We start from the raw sequence: 18,982 nt of genomic DNA, 5'->3' as shown, positions 1-18,982 counted from the left end.
GGGCTCTGGTGGGGTGACCGCCATGAGCACCACCGCCGCCCCGTCAGCCCTCGCGGGCCCCGCGGGGCTCCCCTTCGACGTCGTCGCCCTCCTCGACGTCGCCGTCGCCCAGGCCCGCAAGGGCGCAGCCGAGGGCGGCGTGCCCATCGGCGCCGCCCTCTTCACCCTCGGCGGACAGCTGCTGGGCGCCGGCCACAACCGCCGCGTCCAGGACGACGACCCCTCGGTCCACGCCGAGACCGACGCCTTCCGCAACGCCGGTCGCCGCGCCGGCTACCGCGACACGGTCATGGTCACCACGCTCTCCCCGTGCTGGTACTGCAGCGGCCTGGTCCGCCAGTTCGGCATCGGCCACGTGGTGGTGGGGGAGAGCACCACCTTCACCGGCGGCCACGACTGGCTGGCCGAGCACGGGGTCTCGGTGACCGTGCTCGACGACGAGCGCTGCAAGGAGCTCATGCAGCGCTTCATCTCCGAGCGCCCCGACGTGTGGTTCGAAGACATCGGAGAGGACCTCCCGTGACCGCTGCGCCCGCCACCGACACGCCCACCCGCCCACCGGCCGCCACCACGGAGGCGCTCGAGAAGCGCTCCACGGAGACCATCCCCCTCGCGGAGCGGCGCGGACGCCCGCTCCACCTCGCGTGGACGTGGAGCGCCCCCAACCTCGAGTTCGCCACGATCTTCGTGGGGGTCCTGTCGACCCTCGCCTTCGGCCTGACCTTCTGGCAGGCCGCCGCCGCGATCGTCCTGGGCAACGCGCTCGCGGCCCTGTCCCACGGCGTGCTGTCGGCGCGCGGGCCGGCCGTGGGCGTGCCGCAGATGGTGCTCGGCCGGATCGCCTTCGGGTACCGCGGCAACATCGTCCCCGCCACCCTCATGTCGGTGATGGCGGGCTTCGGGTGGTTCGCGGTCAACAGCGTCTCCGCGGCGTTCGCCCTGGCGGCGCTGACGGGCCTGGCGCCGGTGGTCTGCCTGGTCGGGGTGGTGCTCGTGCAGATCGGCGTCGCCGCCCTCGGCCACGACCTGGTGCACCTCTTCGAGCGGTACGCCGTCGTCGTGCTGGCGGTCGTGTTCGCCGTCGTCGCCGTCATGACCTTCGCAGCGGCCGACTACTCCGCCCCTGCCGCGACGCCGGGCGGGCTGGGCGGCTTCGTCCTCGCGACGGCGACGGCCTGGGGCTACAGCGCCGGCTGGAACCCCTACGCCACCGACTACACGCGCTACCTGCCGCTGGGCGCGGGCCGCGCGGCCGGCTGGGCCGCCGCGGTGGGCCTGTTCGTCTCCACGACCGTGCTCATGCTCGCGGGCGCGGCCTCGGTCTCGATCCCGGGCGCGACGAGCGACAACCCCACGGAGGCGTTCACCTCGCACCTGCCGGGGGCGGTCGCGCAGGTCACGCTCCTGGCCATCGCTCTCGGGGCGATCTGCGCGAACATCCTCAACGTCTACTCGGGCTCGATGTCGTTCCTCGCCATGGGCTTCACGTCCCTGGCCCGCCACCGCGCCGTGGTGCCGCTGGCGTTCGGGGTGGTCGGGTTCTTCCTGGCGTGGGCGGGTCTCGCCGACGCCGGTCACGCCTACGAGTCGTTCCTGCTGGTGATCGCGTACTGGATCGCGCCGTGGCTGGCCGTGGTGCTCGTCGACCAGTGGGTGCGGCGCGGCCAGGACGCGTCCCCCGTCCTCCACGACCGGGGGTGGAAGAACGCCTCGGGCGTGGTGGCCCTGTCCGTCGGCACGGTGGTCTCCGTGCTCCTGTTCGCCAACCAGGAGGCCTACGCCGGTCCGGTCGCCACCGCGCTGCCTCAGCTGGGCGACCTCACGGCGCTGGTCGGCTTCGTCCTCGCCGGGGCGCTCTACCTGGTGCTCCCGCGCCGCCCGCTCCCGGCCGCCTGAGGTCCAGACCCCCGGTCGTCGTCGTGGGCGGTCGACCACCCCGAGGTGGTCGACCGCCCGCGCTCACGACCGGGGCGCAGGGCCCTCCTCCGGTCCCTCGGCCACGACCCTGGCGAGGATCCGCTGCAGAGTCAGCAGGTCCGCCTCCGGCAGGGCCGCGAGCTCGGGCGGCGGGGTGCGCAGGATCGCCTCGCCCCGGCGGGCCGCCGCAAGGCCGCTGTCGGTGATGGTGACGAGCCGCGCTCGGCGGTCGGTGGGGTGGGGCTCTCGGGTGACGTAGCCCCTGGCGGCGAGGTCGTCCACCACGACGGTGGCGTAGGGAGCGTCGACGCCCGCTGCGGCGGCCAGCTCGCGCAGCGTCAGCGGGTGCTCCGCGACGCGGCGCAGCGCCCGCAGCCGCAGGAACGACAGTCCCACCGCTGCTGCTGCCCGCTCCCTGCGGTCCTGCGACACCACGAGGTCGGTCATGGTGCGCCAGACCGCCGTCGCCGTCGCCGCGTCGGCGGGGTGCGTCATGCGCGGACCTCCGCGACCGGGTCGAGGGCGGCGCGCACGCGCTCGGCGCTCGCCTGTGCCCACCTCCCGCTGGTGACGAGGCCGAGCGCGGTGACCGCGAGACCGCACCCGACGACGAGCCACCACGCGGCCGGGGCGAAGGGCGTCGTCGGCCCCAGCGCGCTGCCCGCGGCCGCGGTGCCGACGACGGCGCTGCCGATGACCGCCCCGCCGACCGCGACGCCGAGGGACTGCCCGACCTGGCGGCTGGTCGACGCCACCGCAGCGGCGACCCCCGCCTGCGCGAGCGGCATGCCCGAGACGGCGGCGTTGGTGATGGGCGCGTTGACGAGCCCGAACCCGATGCCGAAGACGGTGTAGGCGCCGAGGAGGAGCAGCAGCGGCGTGCGCCCTGTCAGCCCGGTCAGCAGCAGACCGGCTGCGGCGAGGGCGATCCCCGAGACGACGAGCACGCCTCGGGGACCCGACCGGCTGACGATGCGGCCGGACAGCGGCGAGCAGGCCATCGACGCCACGGCCAGCGGCAGGGTGGCCAGGCCCGCCTCGAGGGCGGAGAACCCCCGGACGTCCTGCAGGTACAGGGTGTTGACGAAGAGGAAGAGGCTGAACGCCGAGAAGGCGATCACCGCCGTCACGGTGGCACCGGAGAACGGCGCGCTGCGGAAGAACCTCAGGTCGATGAGCGGCTCAGAGCATCGCGGCTCGTAGACCAGGAGCGCCGCCAGCGCGGCGGCGGCGACCGCGAGCGAGCAGAGCACCCGCAGCGACCCCCAGCCCTGCTCGGGTGCGGTGATGATCGCGTCCACGAGCGCCACCAGCGTGACGGCGACGAGCACCTGGCCCACCGGGTCGACCCGGCGGGGCCTCGCGGCCCGGGAGTCGGGCACGTACCGGGAGGCCAGGAGCAGCGCCGCCGCGCCCAGCGGCACGTTGACGAGAAAGATGGCGCGCCACCCCACCGACTCGGTGAGCGCACCGCCGACGATCGGACCCAGGGCCAGGGAGAGGCCGACGACGGCTCCCCACACGCCGATGGCCTGCGCGCGCTCCCTGGCGTCCGTGAAGACGTTGGTGATGATCGACATGGCGACGGGGTTGAGCATCGACCCACCGACGGCCTGCAGCATCCGGGCGGCGATCAGCCAGCCCAGGGAGGGAGCCAGGCTGCACCCCGCCGAGGCCAGCGTGAACACCGTCAGGCCGATGAGGAAGGTGCGCTTGCGCCCGATCCGGTCACCGGTCGACCCGGCGAGCATGAGCAGGCTGGCCAGCACCAGCACGTAGGCGTCGACGGTCCACTGCAGCCCGGCCAGCGAGGCGTCGAAGCTGGTGCGGATCGCTGGGAGCGCGACGTTGACGATCGTGTTGTCCATCGAGACCAGGAGCAGGCTGGAGCAGCAGATCGCGAGCACGCCCCACCGTCGTCGTCCGCCGGTGTCGAGCACACGGGAATTCGTTGTGGTCACACGATAATTGTGTCACTACAACAAAGCTCCCGTCGTCGCGCCGCCCGGCGCGGCCGGACTCGAGTTCCTCGTGTCCACGTCTCGGGGTGCGCTCGCGGGCCAGTCGGGGATGATCGCGACCGGCGACCGATCGGCGATCTGGGAGACACCCGTGGGAGATGGAGCCAGCACCGGGACGACGGCGCCGGCGGTGGACGGCCTGCAGCTGCTGCAGGACCCGCTGCTCAACCGCGGAACCGCCTTCACCGAGGCCGAGCGCGACGCCCACGGCCTGCGCGGCCTGCTGCCACCGCAGGTGGAGACGCTCGAGCAGCAGGCGGCCCGCGCCTGGCGGTCCGTGGAGGCCGTCGAGGGCACCTCGGCCACCTCCCGCCAGCTGGCGCAGCACATCACCCTGCGCCAGCTGCAGGACACCAACGAGGTCCTCTTCTACGAAGTGCTCTCGCGCCACGTCGAGGAGGCGCTGCCGCTGGTCTACACGCCCACGGTCGGTGCGGCGTGCCAGCGCTTCAGCCAGATCTACCGCCGTCCGCGCGGGCTGTTCGTCTCCTACCCCGACCGCCACCGCCTGCGCGAGGTGCTGCGCAACCGCCCGCGGGCCGAGGTCGACGTCATCGTCGTCACCGACGGCCAGCGCATCCTCGGGCTGGGTGACCAGGGCGTCGGCGGGATGGGCATCCCCATCGGCAAGCTGTCGCTCTACACGGCCATCGGCGGCATCGACCCGGCACGGACGCTGCCGATCGTCCTGGACGTCGGCTGCGACGACGACGAGCTCCGCGACGACCCGTACTACCTCGGCTGGCGCCACCCCCGCGTGACCGGAGCGGAGTACGAGGGGTTCGTCGACGCCTTCGTCACCGCGGTGCGCGAGGAGCTGCCCGGCGTCCTGCTGCAGTGGGAGGACTTCGCCAGCAAGAACGCGCTGCCGATCCTCGACCGCTACCGCGACCAGCTGCTCACCTTCAACGACGACATCCAGGGGACCGCGGCCGTGGTGGCCGGCGCGATGACGGGCGCCGCCTCGGTGAGCGGCACCCCGCTGCGCGACCAGCGCATCGTCGTGGTGGGCGCCGGGTCGGCCGGCATCGGCGTCTGCGACCGCCTCGTGCAGGCGATGGTGGCCGACGGGGCGGAGGAGGCCGACGCCGTCGCCGCCGTGCACGTGCTCGACGTCGGCGGGCTGCTGGTGGAGGGGCAGGCCGGGCTCACCGACGCGCAGGCCCGCTACGCCAAGAGCCGTGACCAGCTGTCCGGCTGGGGCGTCGACGCCGGGCACCGCAGCGAGCTCGACCTGCTCACCGTGGTGCGCAACGCCAGGCCGACAGCGCTCGTCGGCCTGTCCTCGGCGCACGGGATCTTCACGCGCGAGGTGGTCACCGAGATGGCCTCCCACGTGGAGCGCCCCATCGTCTTCCCGCTCTCCAACCCCACCTCCCACGCCGAGGCCGAGCCGCAGGACCTGTCCGACTGGACCGACGGCCGCGCCCTGGTGGCCACCGGCTCGCCGTTCCCGCCGGTCGAGCAGGACGGCGCCAGGCGGCGCGTGGCGCAGTGCAACAACGTCTACGTCTTCCCGGCGGTGGGCCTGGGCGTGGTCGCGAGCCGCGCCACCCGCGTCACCGACGCGATGCTCCTGCAGGCGGCGCTGGCGCTGGGGGAGCAGGCACCGGTCAAGCACGACCCGGACGGCGCCCTGCTGCCGGAGGTCGCCGACATGCCGACCGCAGCGCTGGCCATCGCCGAGGCGGTCGCCCGCCAGGCCGTGGCCGACGGCGCCGCGCCGCAGGCCACCGACGAGCAGCTGGCCGCCGCTGTGCGCGCTGCGCGCTGGACCCCCGCCTACCGCTGACCGGACCTGACCCTGCGGAGGGCGGTCAGAAGGCGTACCTGACGGTCAGCCAGGGCGTGCGCTCGGCGATGAGGTCCAGCAGGCGCTGCACCCACACCGCCTTCCACCGCGCCCGGTAGCGGACGTTCTCCATGCCGTTGTGCGAGCGCTTCGCCTCCTGGACGTCGGGGCGCCACAGCGCCTCCTCGCCCTTCGGGTGCCAGCCGAGGTTCACCTCGTGCAGCCCGGCGTTGTGGGTGAGGAAGATGACCTCCGCCGCGCACTGGGCCTTGGCGCGCGCCGACAGCGCGTCGTCCAGCTGCGCCAGCAGCTCCGACCACTCCTGCAGCCAGCCCTCGTGCACGATGACCGGGGAGAGGTTGAGGTGCACCTCGTACCCGGCGTCCACGAAGTCGTCCACGGCCGCGATGCGCTCGCGGACCGGGTCGGTGCGGACGTCCACGAGCCTCGCCATCCGCTCCGGCATCACCGAGAAGCGCACCCGGGTGCGGCCGCGGGGGTCGTAGGTGAGCAGGTCGCGGTTGACGTGCTTGGTGGCGAAGCTCGCCTTGGCGGTGGGCAGGTCGGCGAAGGCGCGGACGAGGTCGCGCACGTTGTCCGACACCAGCGCGTCGACCGAGGCGTCGGAGTTCTCGCCGATGTCGTAGACCCACGCGGACGGGTCGCACTGGTCCGGCCCCGGCTTGACGCCCTGCCGGGCCACGTGGCGCTGCAGGTACCCGACCACGTCGTCGCTGTTGGCGTACACGGTGATGGGGTTGGCGTACCCCTTGTGCCGGGGCACGTAGCAGTAGGCGCACGCCATGGCGCAGCCGTTGGACAGCGACGGGGCGATCCAGTTGGCCGACCTGTCGTTCTTGCGGGCGGTCAGGCTCTTGCGCACCCCGAGGGCGAGCACCTCGGTCTTGGTGCGCACCCACCGGTCCACGCTGGCGTCGTCACCGTGGACGGCCGGGATTCGCAGGGCGGACGCGACTTCCACCACCTCCGCGTCCGGCCACCGCTCCACCACCTCGCGGCCACGCGGCAGGGCGAGGGCGGCCGGCTCGGCGAACACCGTGCGGACGTCGAGCAGGCGACGCGTCACAGCAGCGTGAAGGCAGCCACGAGCAGCAGCGTCACCACGAGGCTGATGACCAGCGACCCCAGGCATCCCGCCCGGTTGCTGAAGAAGAGGAACACCGCCCCAGCATCGGCGCCACCACCGACACCCGCCCGATGACCCTCATCCCTCGCTGAGCACCGCCGCCAGGAACGCGCGCGACCTCTCCTCCAGCACCGCGATCCGCTGCTGGCGAGCCGCCTCCCTGTCGAACCCCTCGTACGCCAGCGGTGGCAGCACCTGCACGTTGCGCGAGCACTCGAAGTCGCGGCAGAGCAGCGTGCCCACCGTGGCGCCCTGCCGCCCCTCGGCGCCGGCGAGGCGGGCGGCGTAGAAGACCACGTCGTTCGGCAGCGTGACGTCCTGGCACCACGCGCACTGCGCCCGCCGCCGCGGGACGGCCTCGGCCTGGCGCAGCAGCACGCCGCGCGGGAGGCCGCCGTCGTCGTCCTGGTGGCCGGGAACCACCACGTACGCGCGGCGGGGGAGCTTCGGGTCGCGCCACCCCAGCAGGTCGAGGTGGTCCCAGTCGAGGGCGGCGAGGTCGGGCGGGGTGAGGTCGGCGGCTTCCTTGCGGGAGGCGTTGACCAGGCAGGAGCGCAGGGTGCGCACGTCGAGGGGGAGCATCGGGGGCCTGTCCGTGAGGGCCCGTCGCGGTACCGGCGGCGGGCGGTGGTCCTGGGGGAGGCGCAGGCGGCAGGGCACCCGGAGGACGACGACGAGGGTCGTCCCGCGGACGGGTGGGTGTGCTGTCGCTGCGCCGCTGCCCGGCGACCCGCAGGGGGCCGGGAGCGGCGGTCACCTCGTGCCGGCGGAGAGCCCGCCGACCACCTCCGGGCGCCCGCAGGAGCGGACCGTCGCAGTGCTCACGTGCCTACGGTAACCACCTCGGCGGCCCTGGCGCCACGGAGTTCCGCCGGCCTTCCCGCTGTCGGACCCCCGTGCCACGGTGCCGGCATGACCGTGCCGTCCCGGATCTCCATCGTCACCCTCGGCGTGACCGACCTCGCCCGCTCCACCGCCTTCTACGAGGCGCTCGGGTGGCGTCGACGGCCCGAGTCGCAGCCGAGCATCAGCTTCTTCGACAACGCGGGGTCGATGCTCGCGCTGTTCGACCAGGGTTCGCTGGCGGAGGACGCGCGGCTGGCCGCGCCAGGGGAGGCACCGCGGCCCGGGGTGTTCCGCGGCGCCACGTACGCCATCAACTGCGACTCCGACGACGACGTCCTCGCCGTCCTGGAGGCGGCGCGCGCCGCTGGCGCGACCATCAGCAAGCCCGCGGAGCGGAGCCCGTTCTTCGACGGGCTCGACGGGTACTTCCTCGACCCGGACGGCCACGCGTGGGAGGTCGCCCACAACCCCGACCTGCCCGGTCTGCCCCGCTGACGGACGGGCACCGGCTCACGCCGGCGACGGCCAGGGGTCGGTGGCGAGCCGCGCGTGGCGCTCCACGTCGAAGCGCACACCGTCGTAGAGGAGCTTGGCCCGCTCCACGCCCTCGACGACGAACCCCGCAGCCAGGGCCACCCGGCACGACGCGGGGTTGTTCGCGCGGTGCCCGAGCTCCAGGCGGTGCAGGCCTCCCTCCGTGAAGGCCCACCACGCTGCGGCCCGGGTCGCCGCCGCAGCCACGCCGCGTCCTCGTGCAGCGGGCAGCGTCCAGTACGACACCCACCCCTCCTCGTGCCGGCGGTCGATGCTCGACACGGACACGCTCCCGACCACGGCACCGTCCGCGCGGGTGACCGCCCACGAGAACCCCCTACCGGTCGACCAGCCGGTGGTGGTCCGCGCGACCCACGCCCGCGCGGTCCCGAGGTCGGTGATGGGAACTGCCACCTGACGACTCATGTCCGGGTTGCTGAAGGCCTCGTGGACGACCTCTGCGTCGTCGTCCTGCCAGGGCCTCAGGAGCAGCCCCTCGGGCGTGCTCAGCTCGTGGTCCACCCCTGCAGTCTGCTCGTCGGTCTCGTCCTGGCGGCTCAGCCGGCAGATCGGCTGGTGAACCTGATCCACGTGTCGGGCGCGAGGTCCGGTCGCCCGCGGACCGGCAGGTGCTCCAGCGTCCAGGTGTCATCGGAGCACGCGGACGCCACGCGCGGCCAGAAGGCCCGCGCGGCGGCGTTCACGTCCTGGAACGCCACGGCCCACGGTCCCGGGTGCGCCCGCACCACCGCCAGTGCGGCGGCCAGTCCGTGTCCGTGACGACGCGCCGCGGCGACGACGAAGAAGCTGTTCAGCCTGCGCTCGTCCGCGTCGAGACTGCGGACGACGACGAGGCCGACCGGTGAGGGGCCGCGCAGCACGAGAGAGGCGGCCCACCCCGCGTCGTCCTCCAGGGCTCTGTCGAGCCGCTCGTGGCGGAACCGCCCGGAGCTGTCCGGGAGCTCGTCGGTGACGGGGGACAGGTCGTGGCAGAACAGCGCCCACAGGTGCTCGAGCACGACGCGGTCGGTGGAGGTGGCGCGGCGGACGGTCAGCGGGGCGGGAGCACCTGCAGCAGGCATGAGAAGAGCCTCAGCCGAGGGGGGCGGCTGAGGCTCTGCACGAGACGGTAGGTGGCTCGCCTCGGAGCCTGCTGTGCCGGAGGTGGCATCACGCTTAACGCTGGGCCGCCGTGCGCAGAGCGCTGGTGAGGCCGGCGACGTCGGCGACGTCGTAGAACGCGAAGGGCGGGCTGGTTCGCCAGCCCAGGAGCTCCAGACCCGTGTTCCCGTAGGCGGAGGCGACCACGGGCGACCTGACCGTGCCGACCACGATGGTGACGTGCTGCCGGTCCCGCGCGAAGCGCAGCGCGATCGAGGGACGTGTCAGGTCTGCGAAGGACACCCCCGACGTCCCCGTCACGATGATGGCCCGCTGGTCGGTGACGGCGTAGTGCGTGCGTCGCTTGGTCCGCCGCTTCACGACGAACCTCCCCACCAGGAGGTAGGCGCTGCCGAGGGTGAAGAGGGCGTAGAGGCCGACGAGGCCGGGTGGGGCCTGCGGCGTCTGGAGAGCCCCGGTCGTCGCCCAGGTGGTGAACAGCGCCGAGGTGACGAACGCGTAGACGCTGAACGGCACGAGGAAGGCGTCGGCTCGCGTGAACAGCACTGACGGGTCGGGCCTTCCCGTCCACAGGAGCACCTCGCCGTCGCGCAGGTCCACCCCCGGGACGGGGCCAGGGCTCACCGGCCCACCCCGAGGTGCGCGGCGAACTGCTCCAGGCGCGCCGCCGCGCGGTCGTCCACCCCCGGCAGGGCGACCGTGGAGCCGTCCCGCGTGCGGACCGTCGGCCAGCTCGCCCACGCCGCGCGCGGGTAGACCTCCAGCACCTGGTCCCAGGTGATGTAGCGGTCCCGGTCCACGGCGCAGATCAGGAGGCCATCGCCGCTGGCCGTGGTGGTCGGCCGCTGGACCAGTCGTCGCCGGCGGTCCAGGACGAGGCCGAACGCGCTGAGGCCCAGGCCCAGCGCGCCGACCCACCGCTGGTGGAGGACGGAGAAGACCACCAGCAGCACCACGAGCACCAGCCACGCGACGTACCCCGCCCTGGAGGCGGGGCGCTGTCGGGCGGCGTGCTCGCGCAGCACGTCGTCCCACGCCGCTGCGGTGCTGCCCTCCGCCACCGCTGCTCCCTCAGCGCTCGCGGGCGGTCTTGAGGGCGCGGGTCAGACCCTCGACGTCGGCGACGTCGTACAGCCCGAACTGCTGGGGCCCCCGCATGCCGAAGACGTCCATGCCGGTGTTGGCGTACACCGCCGCGGGCGACCAGCCGCCTCCTGGGCCGACGGTCACGGTGACGTGCCGCCTCCCGCGTCCGTAGCGGACCGACACCGAAGCCCGCCGCAGGTCGGCGTCGGAGACGCTGGAGCTCCCGGTGATGACCAGGGCCCGCTGGTCGGTGACGGCGTACCGGGTGCGCTCCTTGGTCCACCGCTTGACGACGAACCTGCCCACCAGCACGTAGAGGCCGATGACGGCGAAGACGCCGCCGAAGGCCACCACCGCCGCCGGCGCTCCGCTGCTCACCACGCCGTGGATCCAGAAGGTGGTGAAGCCGCACCAGAGCAGGCTGAACGGCACGAGGAACACGTCCGACCCGGTGAAGAGCACCGACGGGTCGGGCTCTCCCGTCCACAGCAGCCTCTCGCCGCGGTGCAGCTGGTCGGCCAGCGCTGACAGCACCGCGGCACCCGTCTCGCGCCCCTGATCCACAACTGGTGACCCTAGGCACTCTGCGATCACGGGCAACCCGGTGGCCGTCTAGCGTTCGGGGGGTGCTGCCCGCTGGCCTGTCCATGCTCTGGGAGCCGGTCGACGCGCCGACGGCGCTGCGGGAGCGGTTCGGCTTCGCCGACCTGACCGCCCTGACCCGCTGGACGACGACGACGCTCGCCGCCACGTGGGACCTGACGGTGACGGCCGTCCCGCGGGTGGTCATCAGCGACCGCAACGCCATCGCCTGGGCCACGACCGACGGCGGTCGCGGCGGTCGCGGTGACCTCGTGGTCAAGCTCTCCTGCGACCGGTCGCGCTTCGGTCGGCTCGACGCCCTCGCGCAGCTGCTCCGCCTGCTCGCCGAGCGGGGCGTGCCGGTGGCGGAGCCGGTCCCGGCGCTGGACGGACGGGCCCGCGTCGTCGTCGACGGTCTGCTCGGGCCGCTGTCGGTGAGCGTGCTGCCGCAGGTCGAGGGCGACTGGCTCGACGTCACCGACCTGGACGCCGTGCGTGCGGTGGGCGCCTGTCTGGCGCACCTGCACGCCGCGCTCGCGCACGCTCCGCGGGAGCTGGTGGCGGCGCTGGCGGACCGTCCCGACCGGGGCGCCCCGGCCCCGGTGCGCCCGCACCTGCTCCGGTGGCTGGCGGAGCACGACCGCGGGCTCGTCCCTGAGGCGTCGCGCCGATTGGCGGGGCTGGTGGCCGACCTGCCCGACCTGGACGACGACACCCCGCAGCTGGTGCACGGCGACCTGCGCGCCGCGAACGTGCTCATGAGGGGCTCGCAGGTGGCGGCCGTGCTCGACCTCGACGAGACGTCCGTGCGGCACCGCGCGGACGACCTGGCCCAGGCCTGCACCTACCTCGGCACGCGCTTCACGGGCTGGGCGCCCACGGCGCCGACGGCGCAGCGAGCGCTGGTGGAGGGCTACGCCGCGGTGCGGCCTCTCGGGGACCTGGAGCGCCGCTGGTTCGAGGCGCTGCTGCTCTGGCACGCCGTCGTCGCCGTCCCGGGACCCGACGACCCCGCGGGGTGGGCGGCTGCGATCCGCTGACGCCCGGCGAGACGCTCGGTGGCTGCAGGGCGTGACCACCTCCACGAGCCTGCGCGGATGGCCCCCTTGGTGGTGGTCGACTCACTACCGAGCGTCAGACGGGCGCAGGGGAGTGAACCTCGACTTGCGCGAATCATGCCCCTGTGCAGGCTCGATGCACGCCCGTTCGACTGTCGGTGCCGACCCCTAGCGTGATCCACATGACCTGGACGGCCGCCGAGACGCCCCACGAGGGCGACTCCACCGGTGGCAGTCCGGAGGTGAGCAGCCCCGAGGCGAGCAGCCCTGAGGTGAGCAGCACCGAGGGGAGCAGCACCGACTGGGTCGCCGAGCCACTGGCCCCCGGCGCCCTCGGCGCCGACCCCTGCGCTCCCCAGGACGACGATGGCACGTCTGCCGGTGAAGTGCCGCTGCCGCTGGCTGGTCCGCTGGCGCAGGCCCTGACCACCACCCGCGCTGGGGCTGACCAGGCCGCAGCCGCCGCCTGCTACCTCGCCTCCCTCAGCCCCCACCAGCGGGTGGAGGCACTGCGCCAAGGCGCCCGCGCCCGCGACGTGCTGGAGGCGGCGCTGCTGCGCCTGACCGCCTCCTTCACCCCCGCAGACCTGCAGACCCTGGGAGCCACCTCGGTGGTGGACCTGCTGCTGACCCACACCGGTGCCGACCCCCGCCGCGCCAGCACCGAAGCAGGCCTGGCCACGGCACTGACCACACCCCCGGCCCCGCTGCCGATCCCGGTCGGCACCGACCTCAGCGCGGCCACCACCAGCCACGACGCCAGCGCGGCCAGCACCACCGACGACGGCGACGGCAGTGCTGACGCTGTGGACGAGGGTGTCGATGGCGGTGTGGATGAGGGTGTGGATGAGGGTGTGGGGCTGGGGGTGGACCTGGACGCGGAGGTGGCCGCTGCAGCCGCGATGAGCCCAGCGCACACCCACTCCGGGGAGGGACTGGGACGCCTCGGGGCAGCCCACGCCGCCGGGCAGGTCTCCACCGACATCGCCGCCCTGGCCCGGCGCACCCTGGCCGCCCTGCCCGCGCGGCTGCGCCGCGCCCACGGCGCGCTGGCCGATGCGCTGCTGGCCAGCGCCCTGCCCGGGCTGAGCCACCCCCAGGCCGTCATCGCGTGTGAGGTGGTGGCCCGCACGATCGACCCCGACCGGCCCGAGCGGGGCTTCGACCCCGACGCCGTGGACAAGCGCTACCTGCACTTCACCGTGCACGCCGATGGGGTGGTGGACGTGCGCGCCCGCCTGGACGCGCTCACCGGCGCTGAGCTCAAAGCCGCCATCGACCACTACGCCAAGCCCGACCCCACCGTGCACGCCCCCCTGGCCGATCAGCCCGCCGGCCAGCCCGCCGGCCAGCCCCTGCCGGGGTTCGGCGACCGTGAGGGCGCCACCGGAGGCGATGCCCAGCCGGCCGGGCAACCGGCCGGCGGCCGGGCGGGGGTGGCGGTGCGTGATCAGCGCACCGCGCCCCAGCGCCGCGCCGACGCCCTGGGACTGCTGGCCCGCTTGGCCCGGGCCGGGGACCAGGCCCGCGGTGGGGAGGCGGCGCGCCTCATCGTCACCGCCACCACCGACCAGCTCACCGGTGTGCCCGGGGCCGGGCAAGCCAGCTGTGAGACCACCCGGCGGGGACTGGGCACCACCGCGCTGCAGCACCTGGCGTGCACGGCGCTGCTGCACACGGTGACCCTGTCCTGTCAGGGCGGCAGTGCTGCGGTGCTGGCGCTGGGACGCAGCGTGCGGTTGTTCTCCCCGGCCCAGCGCCGGGCGATGCTGGCTCGTGATGGCGGGTGTGTGATCCCGGGGTGCACCTCCCCGCCGGGGTGGTGGGAGGCCCACCACACCCACGCCTGGGGGCACGGGGGTCCTACTGATGTGGACCAGGGGGTGTTGTTGTGCGGGCGTCACCACGTGCTGGTGACCCTCGGTGTGTGGCAGGTGCGGATGGTGGGCGGTGCCCCGCAGGTGCGTCCGCCGGTCAGTGTCGACCCGTTGCAGCGGTGGCTGCTCAACCCCCGTCGGGTGTTGGAGCACACCACCGCGCGGCGCACCGAGCAGCTGCTGCTGCTCACCGACCCCGGCGCCTTCGGCCATCAGGGACCACCACCTGGACCGCCACCTGAACCCGGACCAGGACCCCGACCTGGAGCTGGGGCACCCCAGCCGGATGAGTCGGGCGAGCCGGGTGAGCACGATGCGGGGCCACCCCCGGACATCCCCTCAGCCCGCAGCACCTGCGACTGCTGACCCCGCGGGGCTGAGCGCGCCTGCGTGCCCGGCCGCGCTCAGCTGTGCGCTGCCCGCCTCACTCCGCGGGCTGCACCACCGCGCCCCCGAACCGCGCCTCGACCAGCAGGCAGCGCTGGCCCCGCACCACCACGGCGCCGTCCCCGGTGCACGGGTCCCAGCCTCCGGGCGCGAGGTGACCCGGCACCCAGCCGCCGAGCGGCGAGCCGCTGTCCCCGCCGAGCGCGGCCGGCAGCCCGTGGGCCTCGCACGTGGCGGACCGCGTGCAGACCGCGCAGAGGGCTCGCGGGTAGCGAGCGGCCTGCACGGCCGTGCCCCCGCACGACGGGCAGGTGCCGACGTGACCGCCGGGGAGGAACGCGGTGGTCGCCACCCGCTCGTCGTCGTCCATCCGACGAGCGTGGGACCAGCGGTCGCGCAGCGCGAGCGGCGCCGCAGCCGAGGCGCAGCGCGCCCCTGGCCGACGCCACCTCCCGCGCCGAGCCGAGGCGCTCTCCGCCACCGCTGACCGCCGTGGGGACCGCAGACAGGGCCGCTCGGGCAGCGGCGGGTGCCACGGCATCGGCGCCTCGAGCGTCTTCTCCGTCGAGGGCACCACGACCACCGGGAGCGGCCACGGGTGACGGGACCACCAGCACGCGGCGACGCCAGCGCGGTCTGAGGGCCGTGGGCGCGGTCCGGCTGCCCCTGGCGCTCGGGAAGTCACGTGCGCGGGAGGAAACGGAGTCGCAGCGCGCGGTGCGACAGTCGATCGGACCTTCGCGCCCACGACCAGTCCGTCACCGGTCCCCAACACCGGCGGCCCGGTCCTCGACGACGACGGCGAGACCGCTGGGAACGGGCTGTGCCTCGCGGCGGTGGTCTTCCTCGCGGGTGGGCCGGGTCGGCACAGTGCGGGGATGGCCGGTGCTGCCCCTCGTCGTCGTCCTCCTGCTCAGCTGGCAGCGGCCCCGTTCCTCCTGGCGGCGCTGACCGAGGACGACTGGTCCGTCGAGCTGGCGCTGTCCGCCGTGCCGGACGTGGTGGCGTGGACCTACGTCCCCGCCGGTCTCGACGAGGCGGCGGCGCGCGCGCGGCTCCACCGCCAGCTGGCGCGGACCGCCGGAGGGTCCGTCCAGCGCTACGTGGTCCGCGACGCTGACGGTGCGGTGCTCGGCTGGTGCGGCCTGGGAGCGCTCCGCGAGCCGGAACCGGAGGTCTTCTACGCGCTGCTTCCCCGCGGGCGCGGGCGGGGAGCAGCGACCGCGTCGGTGCTCGCCCTGGTGGGCTGCGCCGGGGAGCTGGGGCACCCGTCGGTCGCGCTCATGACCATCGACGGGAACGTCGCCAGCGAGCGGGTGGCGCAGCGCGCCGGCTTCATCCGCGGCGAGGAGGTGGCGGGGGAGCAGCACGGCCGGCCGGTGGTCCTGCGCCGGTGGACGCGGCCGACCTCCCCGACGGCGTGAGCGCCGCTGGTCAGCGCTCGGTCGCGCGGTCCAGGGTCGTCCGGACGCTGTACCTGTCGGCCCGGTAGCGCGAGGTGGTGTGCTCCACGACCACGTCGCCGGCGCTCGTCGTCCTGGTGAAGACGAGCAGCGGCGCCCCCGGGGCGGTGCGGAGCAGCTCCGCCTGCGCGCGCGTGGCGGCCTCGGCGGTGAGCACCTGGTCTCCGGTGGACGGCACCAGGCCGTACTCCCGGCCCAGGAGGGTGTAGAGCGAGCCGGCGAGGTCGTGGTCGAGCAGGCCGGGCACCAGGCGCACGGGGAACCAGCTCTCCTCCAGCGCCATGGGCACGCCGTCGGCCAGCCGCAGCCGCTCCACGCGCCAGACGCTCGCGGCGGCCTCGCTGCGGGAGGTCGCGAGGCGCAGCGCGGTGGCCACCCCGGCCGGCGGGTCGGCGGCCTCCGCGTGCAGCACCCGGGTGGACGGCGCCAGGCCGCGACGGCGCATGTCCTGCGTGAAGGACGCCAGGTGCAGGTGCGTCTGCACCTGGCGCGCCGCCACGAAGGTGCCCTTGCCGTGCACCCGGTGGAGCACGCCCTCGTGGACGAGCTGGCCGATCGCCTCACGCACGGTCTGCCGGCTCACGCCGTGGCGGTCCACCAGCTCGCGCTCGGAGGGGACGGGCTGGTCGGGCGCCAGGTCCTCCACGGCGGTGCGGCGCAGGATGGCGATGAGCTGCTCGCGCTTGGGCACGGGCCCCTCGACCACGCGGTCAGCCATGCTCTGCCCCTCCACGCCACTGGTCTGCACTGGTACGGTCCAGTTGACCCGACGATGGCGGGAGCGACGCCCCGCGTCAAGCGCACCCCGGAGGCCCCCTGTGACGCAGCACCCCCCGACGAGCGAGCGCGGACGCCTGGTCCTCGCCGAGATCGCCGAGCAGCCCGCCGTCGCGGAGCGCCTGGTGACCGGTGCGAGCGCTGCCGGTGGGGAGCTGCAGCGGGTCGCCCGGGCCGTGCGCGAGGCCGCCCCCCGGATGGTGCTGCTCACCGCCCGCGGCACCAGCGACCACGCCGCGCTGTACGCCAAGTACCTCGTGGAGGTGCAGCTCGGCCTGCCCGCGGGGCTGACCTCCACCTCCACGCTCACCGTCTACGGCGCCCAGCCGGACCTGCGCGGCGTGCTGTGGATCTCCGTCAGCCAGTCCGGCGGCTCGCCCGACCTCGTGGAGTCGACCGCCGCCGCCCGCCGCGCCGGTGCAATGACGCTGGCGGTCACCAACAACGCCGCCTCCCCGCTGGCCCAGGCCGCCGAGCTCCACCTCGACGTGCTCGCTGGCCCGGAGCTGGCCGTCGCCGCCACCAAGAGCTACACCGCGCAGCTGCTCACCCTCTGGCTGCTCGTGCAGGCCTGGCGGGGCGCGTCGCTGGAGCCGGCGGCGGCGCTGCCGGCCCTGCTGTCGCAGGCGGTGGACTCGAGCGACGTCGACGCCGTGGCCGCGCGCTACCGCTTCGTGGACCGGCTCGTCCTCACCGGCCGCGGCTTCAGCTACCCCACCGCCCGCGAGGCGGCGCTGAAGCTCATGGAGACCTCCTACCTGTCGGCGATGGCGTTCTCCGCCGCCGACCTCATGCACGGGCCCCTGGCCATGGTCGACGCCGACCGCCCCGTCGTCGTCGTCGTCCCCGAGGGACCGGGGGGCGAGGCGCTGAGCCCGGTGCTCGACGCCCTGCACGAGCGCGGCGCCGACGTGTGCGCCGTCGCGCCGAGCGGTCTCGCGCCGCACGCGACCGTGCGGCTCGCCCTGCCGTCGGGCATGCCCGAGGACCTCGCGCCGGTGGTGCAGATCGTGCCCCTGCAGCGCTTGGCCGCGCACATGGCGCTCGCCCGCGGCCTGGACCCCGACTCCCCGCGCGGCCTGCGCAAGGTCACCGAGACCCGCTGACCCTCCCGGGGCGACCGATGACGACGGCGACGACGGCGGCTGCGGCGTCCGTGCTGCTGCGCGGCGAGGTCCACACCGGGCGGCGCGTCATCACCGACGGCTGGGTCCACCTGGCGGGCGGCCGGGTCACGGCCGTGGGAGCCGGGTTCCAGCCGGCGCCGCCCGCCGAGCACGAGGAGCGCGGTCACCGGGTGGTGCCCGGGTTCGTGGACGTGCACTGCCACGGCGGGGGAGGGGCGGCCTTCGGCGACGGGCACGGCGACCCCGAGCGCGAGGCGGCGGCCGCGCGGACCGTCGCGCGCACCCACCGCGAGCACGGCACCACCACGCTCGTGGCGTCGCTGGTCACCCGGCCGGTGGCCGAGCTGGTGGCGGTGGCGACAGCGCTGGGACCCCTCGTGCGCAGCGGGGAGCTGGCCGGCGTGCACCTCGAGGGGCCGTGGCTGAGCCCGGCCCGCGCCGGTGCGCACGCGCCGGCGCTGCTGCGGGCTCCGGTCGACGACGACGTCGAGGCGCTGGTCGCGACCGGCGCGGTGGTCATGGCCACGGTGGCCCCCGAGCTGCCGGGAGGGCTGGACGCCGTGCGGCGGCTGAGCGCAGCCGGGGTGCTGGTGGCGGTCGGTCACACCGACGCGGACGCGGCGGGGGCGCGGGCCGCCGTCGACGAGGGTGCGCGCGTGGCCACCCACCTGTTCAACGCCATGCCTGCGGTGCACCACCGCGACCCCGGCCCCGTGGTCGCGCTGCTGGAGGACCAGCGCGTGGTGGTGGAGCTCATCGCCGACGGCGTGCACCTGCACCCGCTCGTGCTGGCCCACGCCGCGCGGTCCGCCGGACGCGGGCGCTGGGTGCTGGTCACCGACGCCATGGCTGCCGCCGGCTGCGCCGACGGGCGCTACGAGCTGGGCGGGCTGGCCGTGTCCGTGGTGGACGGGGTGGCCCGGCTGGTCACCGACGACGACGGGACCGGCGCTGCTGGGGCGGGAGCGATCGCCGGCAGCACGCTCACCCTCGACGCGGCGCTGCGGTGCGCGGTGGACGCCGGCCTGCCGTTCGAGGACGCGCTGGCCGCGGTCACGTCCACGCCGGCGGCGCTGCTGGGGCGCGCCGACCGCGGCCACCTCGAGCCCGGGGCCACCGGCGGGGCCGTGCTGCTGGACGCCGACCTGCACGTGGAGTCCGTCCACCCCTGACGCCCGCCACGGGGGTGGGGCCTCGGGGGTTGCGCGACGGCGAGTCCTGGCGTTGGATGTCTGACATCTGATGA

General features: G+C 74.8%; 20 protein-coding genes. 9 read left to right on the top strand and 11 right to left on the bottom strand.

Going from position 1 to position 18,982, the window contains the following annotated elements:
* Positions 1-22 precede the first annotated feature (22 nt).
* A complete protein-coding gene (locus H7K62_RS16465; protein ID WP_186720342.1) occupies positions 23-523 on the top strand; it encodes a nucleoside deaminase in 501 nt (166 codons plus the stop codon).
* Positions 520-1,896, top strand: a complete 1,377-nt coding sequence (locus H7K62_RS16460; RefSeq protein ID WP_186720340.1) for a purine-cytosine permease family protein — start codon at positions 520-522, stop codon at positions 1,894-1,896. The genes H7K62_RS16465 and H7K62_RS16460 overlap by 4 nt, the downstream gene beginning before the upstream one ends.
* Before the next feature lie 63 nt (positions 1,897-1,959).
* Here H7K62_RS16460 and H7K62_RS16455 read toward each other — a convergent pair whose 3' ends face one another.
* Both H7K62_RS16455 and H7K62_RS16450 read right to left on the bottom strand, forming a co-directional pair.
* Complete coding sequence (locus H7K62_RS16455) at positions 1,960-2,412, bottom strand: MarR family winged helix-turn-helix transcriptional regulator (protein ID WP_186720332.1); 453 nt, start codon at positions 2,410-2,412, stop codon at positions 1,960-1,962.
* Entirely contained in the window at positions 2,409-3,857 is a 1,449-nt protein-coding gene (locus H7K62_RS16450) for an MFS transporter (protein WP_370591825.1), read from the bottom strand. The genes H7K62_RS16455 and H7K62_RS16450 overlap by 4 nt, the downstream gene beginning before the upstream one ends.
* A gap of 172 nt (positions 3,858-4,029) precedes the next feature.
* Here H7K62_RS16450 and H7K62_RS16445 point away from each other — a divergent pair, with 172 nt between their 5' ends.
* On the top strand, positions 4,030-5,730 hold the full coding sequence (locus H7K62_RS16445) for an NAD-dependent malic enzyme (protein WP_222437736.1): 1,701 nt from the start codon (positions 4,030-4,032) through the stop codon (positions 5,728-5,730).
* 25 nt (positions 5,731-5,755) lie between these two features.
* Here the strand turns inward: H7K62_RS16445 and H7K62_RS16440 are convergent, their stop codons facing one another.
* Together H7K62_RS16440 and H7K62_RS16435 are read right to left on the bottom strand one after the other, a co-directional pair.
* On the bottom strand, positions 5,756-6,787 hold the full coding sequence (locus H7K62_RS16440; protein ID WP_370591824.1) for a spore photoproduct lyase family protein: 1,032 nt from the start codon (positions 6,785-6,787) through the stop codon (positions 5,756-5,758).
* 168 nt (positions 6,788-6,955) lie between these two features.
* Positions 6,956-7,459: an FBP domain-containing protein gene (locus H7K62_RS16435; protein ID WP_186720327.1), complete on the bottom strand. Its 504-nt coding sequence runs from the start codon at positions 7,457-7,459 to the stop codon at positions 6,956-6,958.
* A gap of 330 nt (positions 7,460-7,789) precedes the next feature.
* Here H7K62_RS16435 and H7K62_RS16430 point away from each other — a divergent pair, with 330 nt between their 5' ends.
* Positions 7,790-8,218, top strand: coding sequence for a VOC family protein (locus H7K62_RS16430; protein WP_222437735.1), 429 nt, complete (start codon positions 7,790-7,792; stop codon positions 8,216-8,218).
* A 15-nt stretch (positions 8,219-8,233) separates the two neighbouring features.
* Here H7K62_RS16430 and H7K62_RS16425 read toward each other — a convergent pair whose 3' ends face one another.
* The 5 genes from H7K62_RS16425 to H7K62_RS16405 form a co-directional block, all read right to left on the bottom strand.
* Positions 8,234-8,779 (bottom strand): GNAT family N-acetyltransferase, encoded by a 546-nt coding sequence (locus tag H7K62_RS16425; RefSeq protein WP_222437734.1) that lies wholly within the window; start codon positions 8,777-8,779, stop codon positions 8,234-8,236.
* A gap of 35 nt (positions 8,780-8,814) precedes the next feature.
* Positions 8,815-9,339, bottom strand: a complete 525-nt coding sequence (locus tag H7K62_RS16420) for a GNAT family N-acetyltransferase (RefSeq protein WP_186720325.1) — start codon at positions 9,337-9,339, stop codon at positions 8,815-8,817.
* Between the two features lie 94 nt (positions 9,340-9,433).
* Positions 9,434-10,003, bottom strand: coding sequence for a hypothetical protein (locus H7K62_RS16415; RefSeq protein ID WP_186720323.1), 570 nt, complete (start codon positions 10,001-10,003; stop codon positions 9,434-9,436).
* A complete protein-coding gene (locus tag H7K62_RS24155; protein ID WP_186720321.1) occupies positions 10,000-10,440 on the bottom strand; it encodes a PH domain-containing protein in 441 nt (146 codons plus the stop codon). The genes H7K62_RS16415 and H7K62_RS24155 overlap by 4 nt, the downstream gene beginning before the upstream one ends.
* Positions 10,441-10,450: 10 nt before the next feature.
* On the bottom strand, positions 10,451-11,029 hold the full coding sequence (locus H7K62_RS16405) for a hypothetical protein (protein WP_186720319.1): 579 nt from the start codon (positions 11,027-11,029) through the stop codon (positions 10,451-10,453).
* Between the two features lie 62 nt (positions 11,030-11,091).
* Between H7K62_RS16405 and H7K62_RS16400 the strand changes: the two genes are divergently transcribed.
* Positions 11,092-12,087 carry a phosphotransferase enzyme family protein gene (locus H7K62_RS16400; RefSeq protein ID WP_370591818.1) on the top strand — a complete coding sequence of 332 codons (996 nt, stop codon included), beginning with the start codon at positions 11,092-11,094 and terminating at the stop codon, positions 12,085-12,087.
* A gap of 200 nt (positions 12,088-12,287) precedes the next feature.
* Positions 12,288-14,348, top strand: coding sequence for an HNH endonuclease signature motif containing protein (locus H7K62_RS16395; protein WP_186720317.1), 2,061 nt, complete (start codon positions 12,288-12,290; stop codon positions 14,346-14,348).
* 58 nt (positions 14,349-14,406) lie between these two features.
* Here H7K62_RS16395 and H7K62_RS16390 read toward each other — a convergent pair whose 3' ends face one another.
* A complete protein-coding gene (locus H7K62_RS16390) occupies positions 14,407-14,739 on the bottom strand; it encodes a hypothetical protein (RefSeq protein ID WP_186720315.1) in 333 nt (110 codons plus the stop codon).
* Positions 14,740-15,247: 508 nt separating this feature from the next.
* Between H7K62_RS16390 and H7K62_RS16385 the strand changes: the two genes are divergently transcribed.
* Positions 15,248-15,793, top strand: a complete 546-nt coding sequence (locus H7K62_RS16385; protein ID WP_186720313.1) for a GNAT family N-acetyltransferase — start codon at positions 15,248-15,250, stop codon at positions 15,791-15,793.
* Positions 15,794-15,803: 10 nt separating this feature from the next.
* On the opposite strand, the gene H7K62_RS16380 is transcribed toward H7K62_RS16385, so the two are convergent.
* On the bottom strand, positions 15,804-16,550 hold the full coding sequence (locus H7K62_RS16380) for a GntR family transcriptional regulator (RefSeq protein ID WP_186720311.1): 747 nt from the start codon (positions 16,548-16,550) through the stop codon (positions 15,804-15,806).
* A gap of 100 nt (positions 16,551-16,650) precedes the next feature.
* Between H7K62_RS16380 and H7K62_RS16375 the strand changes: the two genes are divergently transcribed.
* Both H7K62_RS16375 and H7K62_RS16370 read left to right on the top strand, forming a co-directional pair.
* Complete coding sequence (locus H7K62_RS16375) at positions 16,651-17,715, top strand: SIS domain-containing protein (RefSeq protein WP_370591817.1); 1,065 nt, start codon at positions 16,651-16,653, stop codon at positions 17,713-17,715.
* A gap of 17 nt (positions 17,716-17,732) precedes the next feature.
* Positions 17,733-18,908 (top strand): N-acetylglucosamine-6-phosphate deacetylase, encoded by a 1,176-nt coding sequence (locus H7K62_RS16370; RefSeq protein WP_186720307.1) that lies wholly within the window; start codon positions 17,733-17,735, stop codon positions 18,906-18,908.
* The last annotated feature ends 74 nt before the right edge of the window (positions 18,909-18,982 follow it).

The organism is Quadrisphaera sp. RL12-1S (genome assembly GCF_014270065.1).
Taxonomy (GTDB): Bacteria; Actinomycetota; Actinomycetes; order Actinomycetales; family Quadrisphaeraceae; genus Quadrisphaera.
This window is presented reverse-complemented; position numbering and strand designations above follow the sequence as displayed.

What these genes read in the sequence shown, in the direction of transcription:
- H7K62_RS16465 (WP_186720342.1), top strand. Translation starts at nt 23, where the DNA reads ATGAGCACCACCGCCGCCCCGTCAGCCCTCGCGGGCCCCGCGGGGCTC.
- H7K62_RS16455 (WP_186720332.1), bottom strand. Translation starts at nt 2,412, where the DNA reads ATGACGCACCCCGCCGACGCGGCGACGGCGACGGCGGTCTGGCGCACC.
- H7K62_RS16435 (WP_186720327.1), bottom strand. Translation starts at nt 7,459, where the DNA reads ATGCTCCCCCTCGACGTGCGCACCCTGCGCTCCTGCCTGGTCAACGCC.
- H7K62_RS16430 (WP_222437735.1), top strand. Translation starts at nt 7,790, where the DNA reads ATGACCGTGCCGTCCCGGATCTCCATCGTCACCCTCGGCGTGACCGAC.
- H7K62_RS16420 (WP_186720325.1), bottom strand. Translation starts at nt 9,339, where the DNA reads ATGCCTGCTGCAGGTGCTCCCGCCCCGCTGACCGTCCGCCGCGCCACC.
- H7K62_RS16395 (WP_186720317.1), top strand. Translation starts at nt 12,288, where the DNA reads ATGACCTGGACGGCCGCCGAGACGCCCCACGAGGGCGACTCCACCGGT.
- H7K62_RS16390 (WP_186720315.1), bottom strand. Translation starts at nt 14,739, where the DNA reads ATGGACGACGACGAGCGGGTGGCGACCACCGCGTTCCTCCCCGGCGGT.
- H7K62_RS16385 (WP_186720313.1), top strand. Translation starts at nt 15,248, where the DNA reads ATGGCCGGTGCTGCCCCTCGTCGTCGTCCTCCTGCTCAGCTGGCAGCG.
- H7K62_RS16380 (WP_186720311.1), bottom strand. Translation starts at nt 16,550, where the DNA reads ATGGCTGACCGCGTGGTCGAGGGGCCCGTGCCCAAGCGCGAGCAGCTC.
- H7K62_RS16370 (WP_186720307.1), top strand. Translation starts at nt 17,733, where the DNA reads ATGACGACGGCGACGACGGCGGCTGCGGCGTCCGTGCTGCTGCGCGGC.